This window comes from Pseudomonas sp. Xaverov 83, from assembly GCF_019352905.1.
In the GTDB taxonomy this organism is placed as follows: Bacteria; Pseudomonadota; Gammaproteobacteria; order Pseudomonadales; family Pseudomonadaceae; genus Aquipseudomonas; species Aquipseudomonas yamanorum.
This window is the reverse complement of sequence record NZ_JAAAFU010000097.1, coordinates 112,765-125,526: the sequence shown is the minus strand read 5'-3', so window position 1 is coordinate 125,526 and position 12,762 is coordinate 112,765. Positions and strand designations below refer to the sequence as shown.

Here is a 12,762-nt window from a genome sequence, read left to right as displayed (position 1 = left end):
TTTCCCGATGAAACTGAACAAGCAAAACCTCACGCAACTGGCGCCTGAAGTGCAACTGCCAGCCTATGCGATTGCCAATACCAGCCAGGGCATCGCGCACATTGGCGTCGGCGGCTTCCACCGCGCGCACCAGGCGTATTACACCGACGCCTTGATGAATACCGGCGTGGGCCTGGACTGGAGCATTTGCGGCGTGGGCCTGCGGACTGAAGACCGCAAGGCCCGAGACGACCTGGCCGGCCAGGACTATCTGTTTACCCTGTATGAACTGGGGGACACCGACGACACCGAAGTGCGTGTGATCGGTTCCATCAGCGACATGCTGCTGGCCGAAGACGGTGCCCAGGCGCTGATCGACAAGCTGGCCAGCCCAGAGATTCGGATTGTCTCGCTGACCATCACCGAAGGCGGCTACTGCATCGACGACAGCAACGGCGAGTTCATGGCCCACCTGCCGCAGATCCAGCACGACCTGGCCAACCCGGGCTCGCCGAAAACCGTGTTCGGCTTTATCTGCGCTGCGTTGACCCAGCGCCGGGCGGCGGGGCTTCCGGCGTTTACCGTGATGTCCTGCGATAACCTGCCCCACAACGGCGCCGTGACCCGCAAGGCGTTGCTGGCCTTTGCCGCGCTGCATGACGCTGAGCTGCATGAGTGGATCAAGGCCAACGTCAGCTTCCCGAACGCCATGGTCGACCGCATCACGCCGATGACCAGCACTGCGCACCGCCTGCAACTGCATGACGAGCACGGCATTGACGACGCCTGGCCGGTGGTCTGCGAACCGTTTGTGCAGTGGGTACTGGAGGACAAGTTCGTCAACGGCCGCCCGGCGTGGGAAACCGTAGGCGTGCAGTTCACCGATGACGTGACGCCGTATGAAGAGATGAAGATCGGCCTGCTCAACGGCAGCCACCTGGCACTGACGTACCTGGGTTTCCTGAAGGGTTACCGCTTCGTCCACGAAACCATGAACGACCCGTTGTTCGTGGCCTATATGCGCGCCTACATGGACCTGGACGTCACGCCCAACCTGGCACCGGTGCCGGGGATCGACCTGACCGAATACAAGCAGACCCTGGTGGATCGCTTTTCCAACCAGGCGATTGCCGACCAGTTGGAGCGCGTGTGTTCCGATGGCTCGTCGAAGTTTCCAAAGTTCACCGTACCGACCATCAACCGCCTGATTGCCGACGGGCGCGAGACCGAGCGTGCCGCATTGGTAGTGGCAGCGTGGGCGCTGTACTTGAAAGGCGTGGATGAGAATGGGGTGATCTACCGCATTCCGGACCCCCGCGCCGAGTTTTGCCAGGGGCTGGTGACGGAAGATGCGTTGATCAGCAAGCGGCTGCTGGGGGTCGAAGAGATTTTTGGTACGGCTATTCCCAACTCGCCCGAGTTTGTGGCAGCGTTTGAGCGGTGTTTCGAAAGCCTGCAGGATGTGGGTGTGAGTAAAACGCTGGAGCGGCTGCTCGCCAATCTCAACTGACGGAACCGAATCAAACTGTGGGAGCTGGCTTGCCTGCGATAGCGGTGTATCAGTCACACCATTACTGACTGAACAGGCGCCATCGCAGGCAAGCCAGCTCCCACATTGATCGCATTCCACATCCCTAATGTGCTGAGCGACCTACCATGACCCAGCAAAACCTCTATCTCGGCATCGACTGCGGCACCCAGGGCACCAAGGCCATCGTGCTGGACGCCAGCAGCGGCAAAGTCCTGGGCCTGGGCGCCGCCAGCCACACGCTGATCAGCGGTGCCAATGGCCGCCGCGAACAGCACACCCAGGAGTGGCTGGACGCCTTTACCGAAGCCACTCACCGCGCCTTGCAACAGGCTGGCGTGGACGGCCAGGACATCCTCGCCATCGGCGTTTCCGGCCAGCAACACGGCCTGGTACTGCTCGACGACCAGGGCCAGGTGCTGCGCCCCGCCAAACTCTGGTGCGACACCGAAACCGCACCGGAAAACGATCGTCTGTTGCAGCACCTCGGCGGTGAAAGCGGCTCCCTGGAACGCCTCGGCGTGGCCATCGCGCCGGGCTACACCGTGTCCAAGCTGCTGTGGACCCGCGAGCAACACCCGGACGTGTTCGTGCGCATCGCGCATATCCTGCTGCCCCACGACTACCTCAACTACTGGCTCACCGGCCGCGCCTGCGCGGAATACGGCGATGCTTCCGGCACCGGTTATTTCAACGTACGCACCCGGGCATGGGACCTCGCACTGCTGCGCCACATTGATCCCGACGGGCGACTGGAAGCGGCACTGCCCGAATTGATCGAAGCGAATCAAGCCGTGGGCACCATCCTGCCCGCCATCGCCGAACGCCTGGGCATCAACCCGAATGCGCAAGTCTCCAGCGGCGGCGGCGACAACATGATGGGCGCCATCGGCACCGGCAATATCGCCCCCGGCGTGATCACCATGAGCCTGGGTTCATCCGGCACCGTGTATGCCTTTGCCGATCAGGCCAACGTCAGCCCGCAGGCATCGGTCGCGACCTTCTGTTCCTCCAGCGGCGGCTGGCTGCCGTTGATCTGCACCATGAACCTGACCAACGCCACCGGGGTCATCCGCGAGCTGTTCGACCTGGACTTGGCGGCGTTCAACGCGCTGGTGGCCGAGGCGCCGATTGGCGCCGACGGCGTGAGCATGCTGCCGTTCCTCAACGGCGAGCGGGTGCCCGCCCTGCCCCACGCCACCGGCAGCCTGCACGGCTTGACCATGACCAACCTGACCCGCGCCAACCTGTGCCGCGCCGTGGTCGAAGGCACCACCTTCGGCTTGCGCTACGGCCTGGACCTGTTGCGCCAGACCGGTCTGCAAAGCCAGAGCATCCGCCTGATCGGTGGCGGCTCGAAAAGCCCGGTGTGGCGTCAGATGGTCGCAGATATCATGAACACCGAAGTGGTCTGCACCGAACAAAGCGAAGCCGCGGCCCTCGGCGCGGCGATCCAGGCCGCGTGGTGCCAGTCCGGTGAGAGCCTGGCGCAGTTGTGCCAGCGTTGCGTCAGCGTCGACGCGACCAGCCGCACGGTGCCGAATGCCGGCAGCGTCAGTGCCTACCAGCAGGCTTATGAGCGTTATCAACAGCACGTGGCATCCCTTTAAGAGCGAACGAATATGTATTTGGTATGTGGCGAAGCGCTGTTTGATTTTTTCAGCGAGGACGATGCCAGCGGCAAGGCATCCAGGGTCAATTACAAGGCGATTGCCGGCGGCTCGCCGTTTAACGTCGCAGTAGGTTTGCGTCGACTGGGAATCGATGCGGGCTTTTTCGCCGGGATCTCCGACGACTACCTGGGTCGACGCCTGTTGCAGGTGCTCAAGGACGAAGGCGTGGGCGAGGAGTACCTCGTGGAGTTCGCCGCGCCGACCACCCTGGCAATGGTCGCCGTGGGTGCCAACGGTTCACCGCAATACAGCTTTCGCGGTGAAGGTTGCGCCGACCGCCAGTTGCGACTTGAGCATCTACCGGCGTTGGGCGACGAAGTGCGTGGTGTACACATCGGCTCGTTCTCACTGGTGGTGCAGCCGATTGCCGACACGTTGCTGGCCCTGGTGCGCCGGGAAAGTGGCAAGCGCCTGATCAGCCTCGACCCCAACGTACGCCTGAACCCCGAGCCGAACATCGAGCTGTGGCGCGCCCGCGTGGCCGAGCTGGTCAAGCATGCCGACCTGATCAAGGTCAGTGACGAAGACCTGCACCTGCTCTACCCCGGCCAAGCCCCGAAAAGCGTCCTGCAAGGCTGGTTGCAGCACCGTTGCCAACTGGTATTCCTGACCCGTGGCGGCGATGGCGCGACGGTGTTCAGCCGCCAGCACGGCAGCTGGTCGGCGCCAGCGGTCAAGGTCGTCATGGCGGACACGGTAGGGGCTGGCGATACATTCCAGGCCGCGTTGATTGCCTGGCTGACCGAGCAGCAACTGGACTCGGTGGAGGGCCTGCAACAGCTGACCCGGGAGCAGATCAGCAGCATGCTTGCCTTTGCCATCCGTGCTGCGGCACTCACCTGCAGCAAGACCGGGCCGGACCTGCCCTATCGTCGTCAGCTGGACTGACAAATACGCGGAAAAAAATCAATATGCCACTATGTAAGCCACGTATCACGTGGCTTACAGCCCTGCGGTTATCTGTCCGAAAATTCTGCATTGTGTAAAAAACTGTACTAAACCCAAAAAACATGTGCAGTTTTTATAACAAAAACAGGGCAGATCAATGCGTAATAAACGGACTTTTCAGCCTCGCGCCGTGTTGGCTGTCGGCATCCTCTCACTGCATTACCTGGCCCCCCAACAAGCCCTGGCGGCTTGCGTACTCACCCCGGGCCCGGGCAACGATACCTATACCTGCGACAGCGGCAGCAGCCCCACCGGCCTGACCGACCTTACGGGCAATAACACCCTGACCCTGCCTGCAGGCGGCACCGGCACTATCAACGGCAATATCACCTTCGGCGCCGGCACGGATTTCGTCGATATGAACTCCGGGCGCATCGTGGGCAGCATCACCCAGGGCGACGGTGCCGATCGCTTCCAGATCAGCGCGGGGACCGTGACCGGCGCCGTTTCCCAGGGCAACGGCATCGATGATTTCGTGATGAGCGGCGGGCAGATCCAGTCCCTGGCCCAAGGCGATGGCCGCGACACGTTCCTGATGACCGGCGGCACCATCGTCGGTGCTTTTGAGGATGGCGACGTGGCCCGGCAAACCGGTGGCACCATCGGCCGGGTCGACATGAAGCTGGACAACAATATCTATGACATGTCCGGCGGGGCAATCCTCGGCAATCTGGTGACCGCCTTCGGTACAGATACCATCATCGTCTCCGGCGGCAGCATCGGTGGCAATATCAGCACCAGTGGCGGCAACGACAGCATTACCGTGAGTGGCGGCGTCATCAGTGGCGAGATCCGCGCCAGTGTCGGTAATGACACCTTCAACTGGATCAATGGTGGCCAGATCAAGTCCGCCGTGCTGATGGGCGACGGCGACGACACCGCACTGATCAGCGGCCTCAATGAAACCCTGCTCGGCACTACGCCTTCGATTGACGGCGGCCTGGGCAATGACCAACTGACCTTCGACAACACCACTTCCAGCACCCCCGCCCGGTATATCGGGTGGGAAACAGTCAACCTCAACAACAACTCGCGTTTCGACCTGGCCGGCGACTTTTTCCTCGGCGACAGTGCCAGCAATACCGGCACCTTCAACATCGATGGCAGCAGCACCCTGGGCGTGACGCAAGGCAGTATCCGCCCCTACACCGCAGGCGCACTGGCCACCCTGAATAATGCCGGCACCGTCGACATGACCAGCCGCAGCAACAGCGCCACCGATACGTTGACGGTGTACGGCAACTACGTGGGCAACAATGGGCAGCTTTGGTTGCAAACCGTGCTGGGCGACGAGAACTCGGCTACCGACAAACTGGTTGTGTCTGACGGGACCATCAGCGGGCACACACAAATGACCGTGAGCAATCTCGGCGGCCTGGGCGGTCTCACGCAAAACAGCGGGATCGAAGTGGTGCAAGCCCTCAACGGTGCCACCAGCAGCACCGATGCGTTTGCCCTGAAAGGCTCGGTATCCGCCGGAGCTTATGAGTACCTGCTGTTCAAAGGTGGTGTAACCGCCGGCACGGAAAATAACTGGTACTTGCGTTCGTCGGTGGTCGCCGTGCAGCCACCGGTGGTTCCACCTGTCCCGCCGACGCCACCGGTGGTGGTGCCCGTGCCGCCGATCCCGCCAGTGCCGCCCGTGGTCGCGCCGGATGAACCGCCCGTGGAGCCACCGACCGCGCAACCCGTCGCGCCGGTGGAGCCCCCTGCTCCGCCACCCAGCCAGGTCGCGGCCGCCAACTCGCCGGAGTCGGCAGCGAGCAACCCGGTGTTGCCTACCGCCATCGCCGGGGCCGAGCCGATTCCGTTGTATCGCCTGGAGGTGCCGGTGTACTCGGTGGTCGTCCCTGCCGCGCAGTTGATGACGCTTCAGGCCCTGGGCACCTTCCACGACCGCCAGGGCGAACAAAGCCTGCTCAGCGAAACCGGGCCGGTCCCGGCGGGATGGGGCCGTGCCTATGGCAGTGGCTTCAACAAGAGCTGGTCGGGCACGGTATCGCCGAGTTTCGACGGTTCCATCAAGGGCTATCAGGTCGGCCACGACCTCTATGCCTCCGAGACCAGTGGCGGGCAGATCCAGCGTTTCGGCCTGTTTATCGGTCAAAGCCGCCTGCAAGGTGACATCAAGGGCTTTTCAATGGGCTTCCAGGACAACCGCTCCGGGCGGGTGAAGCTGGATGGCGATAACTTCGGCGCCTACTGGACCCTCACCGACCCCAAGGGCTGGTACGTGGACCTGGTAGCCATGGGCACACGCTTGGACGGTGACAGCAAGTCCGACCGTGACGTGAAGATCGACAACAAGGGCCACGCCCTGGCCCTGTCGGCAGAAGCGGGTTACCCGATTACCGTCTCCGAACATTGGGTGGTGGAACCTCAGGTGCAGGTGATCAACCAGCAGATTGACATGGACCACCAGAACGATGGCATCTCGAAGGTTTCATTCGATTCCCAGGACTACTGGACCGGCCGCCTGGGCGCACGCCTGAAGGGGCGTTACCTGGTGCAGAACACCCCGATCGAGCCCTATGTGCGGGCCAACGCCTGGCGTACCTTCGGTGGCAGCGACACGGTGACCTACGACGACGTGGACCGGATTAAAACCGATCACAAGTCATCCACCGCCGACCTCGGCGTGGGCGTTGTCGCCAAGCTGTCGTCCACCGTCAGCGTGTACCTGGCGGCGGACTACAACACCCAACTGGACAGCAATACGCTGGAGGGTTTCAGCGGTAACGCGGGGCTACGCGTGAGCTGGTAGGCTCACGCCTCCCTTGGGCAGGTGACCCCTCGCGCAACGATGGCGCCGATCATCGCGCCCACTGTCGGCGCCACCCAGAACAGCCACAGTTGCATCACGTACTCCCCCCCGGCAAATAACGCCGGCCCCGTGCTGCGGGCCGGGTTGACCGAGGTATTGGTGACCGGCATGGTCACCAGGTGAATGAGGGTCAGCGCCAGGCCGATCGCGATGGGCGCGAACCCCGTTGCCGAACCAGGGCCGGTGACGCGCATGATGATGAACACCAAAAAGAACGTCGCTACGGCTTCAACCACCAATGCCGCCAGCAGGCCGTATTGCCCCGGGCTCAACTGACCATAGCCATTGGCGGCGAAAGCGCCGATCTCGAAATCCGGGCGGCCGCTGGCGATCAGCGCCAACACGGCGGCAGCGACTATCGCACCGGCCACCTGGGCGATGATGTAGGGCACTACATCGATGCCGGCCACCCGACGGCCGACCCACAGGCCGATGGTCACCGCCGGATTGAAGTGCGCACCTGAAATGCCGCCCACCGCGTAAGCCATGGTCAACACTGCCAAGCCAGCGGCCAGGGCCACACCGGCAAAGCCAATACCCAACTCCGGGAATGCCGCGGCCAGTATCGCACTGCCACACCCCCCGAAGGTCAGCCAGAACGCTCCGAGAAACTCTGCTGCGATTTTCTTTTGCACACTCAACTCCGCCCTTTTACATGCACCATCCGATGGATGGATCCACAGGCGACGGTAGCAAGCACGAATACCTGGCCCGTATCGGACTATTCCGGATGATGTGAGCGATCTTGCGGATACGCTGAAGATGAAGCTTTTGTCAGTAAAGCCTCACTTAATCGATGGTTAATCCCCCGGGAAGACAGTTGATTCGACCGCACTCGCACGGCTCCAGCCGTTGCCCAGGGCGGCCGCGGCTCATCACGTTGATGCGCCTGCGAACGACTTGCGGAGAAACACCATGAAACTGCGTACGTTAATGCTCGGTGCTGCACTGGCCCTGACGGCTGTAACGGGGATGGCGCAGGCTGACACCGCCCCCGTCGTCACGCCTTATCACTACGGCGAGAAGATGGATGTGCAAAAGGTACTTGCCATGCACGAACCCGACACCAATGTCTGCAAAGTGATCAACGCCGATATCAAGTTCGTGGACAGTCAAGGGAAAGTCCAGGACGTGGGTTATCGCAAACTGTCGGAAGCCTGCGATTGGCAGAACTGATCCCGTGCACTTTGTGGTAGGAGCGAGCTTGCTCGCCAGCGAAACGCGGGAGTTCTGAATTGACGCCGTGACTTTGCGTTCTTCGCGAGCAAGCTCGCTCCTACATGGGTATCCTTGAGCGCTCGTTACGGCTGAAAGGATTCGCCATGCAATTGCACTTCCGTCCCCTCGCTACCTTCACTGCCCTGCTGTGCTTTGCCCTCGCGCTGATCTGGGGTTTGCGCCCGGACCTGCTCCTGTGGGTGTGGAGTGTTGAATACTCCAGTGCCACCGGCCTGGTTGCCCGTCGCAATGCCGCGCTGTTCCTGGCCATCGGCATCATGTTTTACCGCGCCCGCCACTCCCCCCCTGATGCGACACGGCACGCCATGACCTCCGGCTTTGTGATCGGCTGTTTTGTGCTGGCGATGTTGGGGATCAGCGAATGGATCAGCGGCCACGCGGGCCCGGGAATTTTGCTGGCGGTAATCACGGAAACGGCGTTGGGCCTGGCGTTTATCCAGGCCCGCAAGTCTTCACTGATTGAAGCTCAACCGTCCGTTTAATAGAAAGGACGCGCACCGGCTCGTTTGAGGGCCGGGGCATGGGTGTGGGTGTGCTTGAGGTCTTCACGCAACTCGGTAATCAAGTTGCAGATCGCCCGACTGCTGTCGAGCTTGTTCGCGCAAATGCCGGTGACCACCAGGTCGACCCGGTCATGGTCGATCTCGTGATAAACCTTCACCGTCAGCGAGGCGTCTGGCGCCTTGGTGACTTCACAGCGCTTAGGCAGAAAACTTCCTTCAATAATGCCGCGTAGTTCCAGATCCGAAAGCATGGCCGACCTCTCCTTTTATGAGATTGCCAATCGATATTTATCAATATTCGTACCGCTGGCGACCGCGATATCACGCTCACCGTTTGCGCCTTGCCAGCCCTGGCAGACGGCTTCACGTACCCAGCCTACTAGGCCCTTTGAAGTTGCGTTGGAACCTTTCCTCATAAGCGACCACATTACTTATATAAGTTACGTGGCAGACCGCTATTACCCCATCCGTTCGGGGTATTAACCGCTGTATTTGTTGCTCATTCAGAGTTGTAACAGGATCTTATAAAGCATTAACCGTGCCCGCAGACGCACAGCTGTGCGCACTAGAAAAATCGGGGCTTTCGGAAAAAAAACGCCCGCTGGTTCATGCGTATTGCAACGAGCCTCCGTTGGCGTCATGCAAATTGAAAGACAGCTCGTTATAAGTGCCCGCAAAAACTTTTTTCCACCTTAATAGCGGCTATCCAAACGGGTGAATGTAACTAAATTAAACATTCGTTAGATTAAACGTTTAACCTGCCTGGGCGGCCACTCGTTCAGCAACATGCCGCAAACTATCGAAGTTAATATTGGCCCCAGAGTTGATCGCCACCCATGTTTGCCCCTGGATGCCGGTCTTCGCCACATGCTTGCGGATACCGGCCACCGCCAGGGCACCTGAAGGCTCAGTAATCGATCGCGTATCGTCGTAGATCAGCTTGATGGCACTGCACAGCTCGTCATTGCTGACGGTGATCACCTCATCTACGTGGTGCCGACAGATTTCAAAGCCGTAGGCGCCGATCTGGGCCACTGCGGTCCCATCGGCAAAGCTGTCGACACTCGGCAGCACCACCCGACTCCCCGCACGCAAGGCTGCCAGCAGGCAACTGGAGCCTTCGGGCTCGACGCCGATGATGCGCACTTCGGGGCGCAGGTATTTCACGTAGGCCGCGATACCGGCGATCAACCCGCCGCCGCCCACCGGGACGAAGATCGCGTCCAGCGGGCCCTGCTGCTGACGCAGTACTTCCATCCCCACTGTGCCCTGCCCTGCGATCACGTCCGGGTCGTCGAACGGCGAGACAAAGGTGCTGCCCGTAGCCTCGGCCAGTTGCAACGCATGGGCCAGGGCAAACGGAAAGCTCTCCCCTTGCAACACCGCCTCGCCGCCTCGGGAGCGCACCCCCAACACCTTCAGTTCAGGGGTGCTGCAGGGCATGACGATCGTCGCCTTGATCCCCAATTCCCGCGCCGCCAATGCCACGCCCTGGGCATGATTGCCCGCCGACGCGGTGATCACGCCCCGGGCCTTTTGCGCGGCACTGAGCTGCACCAACTTGTTGTAGGCACCACGGATCTTGAAGGAAAAGGTCGGTTGCAGGTCCTCGCGCTTGAGCAGGATCTGATTGCCCAGCAAGGCCGACAGCGCCGGCGCCACCTGCAACGGCGTGCGCACCGCCAGGTCGTAGACCGGGGCGGCCAGGATCTTCTTCACGTAGTGCTCAAGCAATCCCGAATCTTGGGGCTGGCTCGCCGGGCGAGTACTCATGGATGTCTCCTGGGTGTTTACAAGGCCCTGGAGACGGAAAAACAAAACCCGCCTCTAGGGCGGGTTTGGGTGCAGCCGTGCGCTATCCCGCCAAATGAGGAATGGCGGTAATAATGCTTGGCTGGCAACGAAAGGTTTGAAATGTCATGAATCAAAATTAACCGGCGCCATCGGGCAAGTCAATGGCGAAACGCCAGGCTTTACGCGAAGCATACGAAACGTATACGCTTTGTATATCAACCCTGCACAGTGAAGCTCATGGGCATCGTCAAGATCACCGACCAATTGCACGAACAACTCCGTCTGGCCAGCGCCACCATGGACCGTTCCATCAACGCCCAGGCCGAGTTCTGGATCAAGATCGGCCTGCTGGCCGAGCTCAATCCGCACCTGGCCTATAACGACCTGATCAACAAGCTGTTGCTGGACAAACCCGACCTGATCCGGGGGCGCGCGCAATGATCAAGACGGCGGAACAACTCGCGGTGATGCGCGAATCCGGCCGTCTGTTGGCCCAGGTGTTTACCATGCTTGACGGCTTTGTTGCCGCCGGCCAGTCGACCCTGGAGATCGACAGCGCCGTCGAAGCCTTCATCCGCAACGACCTGCAATCACGGCCTGCGAGCCTGGGGCAGTACGACTACCCCTTCTGCATCAACACCTCGATCAACGAGGTGGTGTGCCATGGCATGCCGAGCGCCAAGGCCGTGCTCAAGGATGGCGACATCGTCAACATCGACATCACTCTGGAAAAAGGCGGCTATATCGCCGACTCCAGCAAAATGTACATGATCGGCAACGTCGCGCCCAAGGCCCGGCGCCTGGTGGAAATGACCTTTGAAGCCATGTGGGCCGGCATCCGCCAGGTCAAGCCCGGCGCGCGCCTGGGGGATATCGGCTACGCCATCCAGAGCCATGCCCAGAGCAACGGCTACAGCGTGGTGCGTGAGTATTGCGGACATGGCATTGGCCGCGAGATGCACGAAGAGCCGCAGATCCTGCACTTCGGCCGCCCCGGTACCGGCCTGGAACTGCGTGAAGGCATGGTGTTTACCATTGAGCCGATGCTCAACCAGGGCAGCGCCAAGGTGCGCAGCTTGAAGGATGGCTGGACGGTGGTGACGCGGGATAACAGCTTGTCGGCGCAGTGGGAACATACCGTGGCGGTGACGCGGGATGGGTTTGAGGTGTTGACGTTACAGCCGGACGTCTGAATGGCGCAAATCCCCTGTGGGAGCGGGCTTGCTCGCGAAAGCGGTGTGACAGTCGCCATCTACAGCGACTGATCCAACGCTTTCGCGAGCAAGCCCGCTCCCACATTTAGACCTCAGTGATATTCAAGATCTTAGTCAAACTGCCTTGTCGCCACTCCCCGCAATCCGCTTCAACCCCAACACCATCAACCCCGCTCCCAGCCCCATCGCCGTCATGAACAATGGGTACGAAATCCACCACGGCGTGCCCGCCGTCATCATGCTGAACTCCGACATCCCGCCCACGCTGGCGATCAGGTTCAACGGCAGGAACACCACGTTGATCAGCGTCAGCTTGCGCAGCAGGTTGTTCATGCTGTTGTTCATCAGGTTGCCCCGGGCATCGATCAGCCCGGAGAACACGTTGGAGTAAATCTCCGCCTGCTTGTAGCACTGGTTGTTCTCGATGATCAGGTCATCGATCAGGCCCAGGGTCTCAGCACTGAAATGCTCCTTTTCCCCATGGTTGCGCAGGCGCGTCAGAACCGCGCCGTTGCTGTGCAGGGCGTTGATGTAATAGATCAGGCTTTCGCTGAGGTTGAACATCTGCATCAGGTGGCGATTGCTCATCGATGCATTGAACTGCTGCTGCAACTCCCGGGCGACCATCTTGATCACCTTCAGGTGGCCCAGGTAGTGGTGGATGTTGTTGAGCAGCAAGTCCAGCAACACATCCAATGGCGTGCGTAATGGCCGGCGGGCGCCCAGCCCGGAAAGCTGGCTGTCGTCGGTGGCGATCACCAGCAACTGGTCCCCGGAAAACAGCAAGCCGCAGGACGCCACTTCAAACACAAGGTTGCCGCCGCCGGAATAGTTCTCCGGGCGCTTCCAGATCAGGAACAGGTTATCGGGGTGGAACTCGATGCGCGACACTTCGTCCGGGTCCAGCGCCGAGGCCAGGGCGTGTTCATCGAGCTTGTAGCAGTCGCGCAGGTACTTGCGCTCGTGGGGGTCAGGATTGCTGAACAGCAAGACATCCCCGCCGTCCCCCAGGCTGTTGTACAACTTGCCATCGGCTAATTCAAAGCGCTGGATCATCGCG

The 12,762-nt window shown here is 61.0% G+C and carries 12 protein-coding genes; 8 read left to right on the top strand and 4 right to left on the bottom strand.

Annotated features, from left to right (window positions below):
* Positions 1 to 7 precede the first annotated feature (7 nt).
* From K0H47_RS30755 to K0H47_RS30740, 4 genes are all read left to right on the top strand, one after another.
* A complete protein-coding gene (locus K0H47_RS30755) occupies positions 8 to 1,489 on the top strand; it encodes a mannitol dehydrogenase family protein (RefSeq protein ID WP_219274207.1) in 1,482 nt (493 codons plus the stop codon).
* A 146-nt stretch (positions 1,490 to 1,635) separates the two neighbouring features.
* Complete coding sequence (xylB, locus tag K0H47_RS30750) at positions 1,636 to 3,117, top strand: xylulokinase (protein ID WP_093209630.1); 1,482 nt, start codon at positions 1,636 to 1,638, stop codon at positions 3,115 to 3,117.
* A gap of 12 nt (positions 3,118 to 3,129) precedes the next feature.
* Positions 3,130 to 4,068, top strand: coding sequence for a carbohydrate kinase (locus tag K0H47_RS30745; protein WP_219274205.1), 939 nt, complete (start codon positions 3,130 to 3,132; stop codon positions 4,066 to 4,068).
* 157 nt (positions 4,069 to 4,225) lie between these two features.
* Positions 4,226 to 6,892: an autotransporter outer membrane beta-barrel domain-containing protein gene (locus K0H47_RS30740; protein WP_219274203.1), complete on the top strand. Its 2,667-nt coding sequence runs from the start codon at positions 4,226 to 4,228 to the stop codon at positions 6,890 to 6,892.
* 2 nt (positions 6,893 to 6,894) lie between these two features.
* Here the strand turns inward: K0H47_RS30740 and aqpZ are convergent, their stop codons facing one another.
* Positions 6,895 to 7,587, bottom strand: coding sequence for an aquaporin Z (aqpZ, locus tag K0H47_RS30735; RefSeq protein ID WP_219274201.1), 693 nt, complete (start codon positions 7,585 to 7,587; stop codon positions 6,895 to 6,897).
* A gap of 280 nt (positions 7,588 to 7,867) precedes the next feature.
* On the opposite strand from aqpZ, the gene K0H47_RS30730 reads away from it, so the two are divergent.
* Positions 7,868 to 8,128 (top strand): DUF2790 domain-containing protein, encoded by a 261-nt coding sequence (locus K0H47_RS30730; protein WP_063029819.1) that lies wholly within the window; start codon positions 7,868 to 7,870, stop codon positions 8,126 to 8,128.
* Between the two features lie 146 nt (positions 8,129 to 8,274).
* Positions 8,275 to 8,673, top strand: coding sequence for a hypothetical protein (locus K0H47_RS30725; RefSeq protein ID WP_093209622.1), 399 nt, complete (start codon positions 8,275 to 8,277; stop codon positions 8,671 to 8,673).
* Here the strand turns inward: K0H47_RS30725 and K0H47_RS30720 are convergent.
* Positions 8,670 to 8,945 carry a DUF1652 domain-containing protein gene (locus tag K0H47_RS30720; protein WP_063029815.1) on the bottom strand — a complete coding sequence of 92 codons (276 nt, stop codon included), beginning with the start codon at positions 8,943 to 8,945 and terminating at the stop codon, positions 8,670 to 8,672. The genes K0H47_RS30725 and K0H47_RS30720 overlap by 4 nt on opposite strands.
* Positions 8,946 to 9,447: 502 nt before the next feature.
* Positions 9,448 to 10,467 carry a threonine ammonia-lyase, biosynthetic gene (ilvA, locus tag K0H47_RS30715; RefSeq protein WP_093209617.1) on the bottom strand — a complete coding sequence of 340 codons (1,020 nt, stop codon included), beginning with the start codon at positions 10,465 to 10,467 and terminating at the stop codon, positions 9,448 to 9,450.
* Positions 10,468 to 10,725: 258 nt separating this feature from the next.
* On the opposite strand from ilvA, the gene K0H47_RS30710 reads away from it, so the two are divergent.
* Both K0H47_RS30710 and map read left to right on the top strand, forming a co-directional pair.
* Positions 10,726 to 10,929, top strand: coding sequence for a ParD-like family protein (locus K0H47_RS30710; RefSeq protein ID WP_017475587.1), 204 nt, complete (start codon positions 10,726 to 10,728; stop codon positions 10,927 to 10,929).
* Entirely contained in the window at positions 10,926 to 11,681 is a 756-nt protein-coding gene (gene map, locus K0H47_RS30705; protein WP_063029813.1) for a type I methionyl aminopeptidase, read from the top strand. The genes K0H47_RS30710 and map overlap by 4 nt, the downstream gene beginning before the upstream one ends.
* 135 nt (positions 11,682 to 11,816) lie before the next feature.
* Here the strand turns inward: map and K0H47_RS30700 are convergent, their stop codons facing one another.
* Positions 11,817 to 12,758 carry a magnesium transporter CorA family protein gene (locus K0H47_RS30700; protein WP_063029811.1) on the bottom strand — a complete coding sequence of 314 codons (942 nt, stop codon included), beginning with the start codon at positions 12,756 to 12,758 and terminating at the stop codon, positions 11,817 to 11,819.
* Positions 12,759 to 12,762 lie beyond the last annotated feature (4 nt).

What these genes read in the sequence shown, in the direction of transcription:
- K0H47_RS30755 (WP_219274207.1), top strand. Translation starts at nt 8, where the DNA reads ATGAAACTGAACAAGCAAAACCTCACGCAACTGGCGCCTGAAGTGCAA.
- K0H47_RS30700 (WP_063029811.1), bottom strand. Translation starts at nt 12,758, where the DNA reads ATGATCCAGCGCTTTGAATTAGCCGATGGCAAGTTGTACAACAGCCTG.
- map (WP_063029813.1), top strand. Translation starts at nt 10,926, where the DNA reads ATGATCAAGACGGCGGAACAACTCGCGGTGATGCGCGAATCCGGCCGT.
- K0H47_RS30710 (WP_017475587.1), top strand. Translation starts at nt 10,726, where the DNA reads ATGGGCATCGTCAAGATCACCGACCAATTGCACGAACAACTCCGTCTG.
- K0H47_RS30745 (WP_219274205.1), top strand. Translation starts at nt 3,130, where the DNA reads ATGTATTTGGTATGTGGCGAAGCGCTGTTTGATTTTTTCAGCGAGGAC.
- xylB (WP_093209630.1), top strand. Translation starts at nt 1,636, where the DNA reads ATGACCCAGCAAAACCTCTATCTCGGCATCGACTGCGGCACCCAGGGC.
- K0H47_RS30740 (WP_219274203.1), top strand. Translation starts at nt 4,226, where the DNA reads ATGCGTAATAAACGGACTTTTCAGCCTCGCGCCGTGTTGGCTGTCGGC.
- K0H47_RS30725 (WP_093209622.1), top strand. Translation starts at nt 8,275, where the DNA reads ATGCAATTGCACTTCCGTCCCCTCGCTACCTTCACTGCCCTGCTGTGC.
- K0H47_RS30720 (WP_063029815.1), bottom strand. Translation starts at nt 8,945, where the DNA reads ATGCTTTCGGATCTGGAACTACGCGGCATTATTGAAGGAAGTTTTCTG.
- ilvA (WP_093209617.1), bottom strand. Translation starts at nt 10,467, where the DNA reads ATGAGTACTCGCCCGGCGAGCCAGCCCCAAGATTCGGGATTGCTTGAG.
- K0H47_RS30730 (WP_063029819.1), top strand. Translation starts at nt 7,868, where the DNA reads ATGAAACTGCGTACGTTAATGCTCGGTGCTGCACTGGCCCTGACGGCT.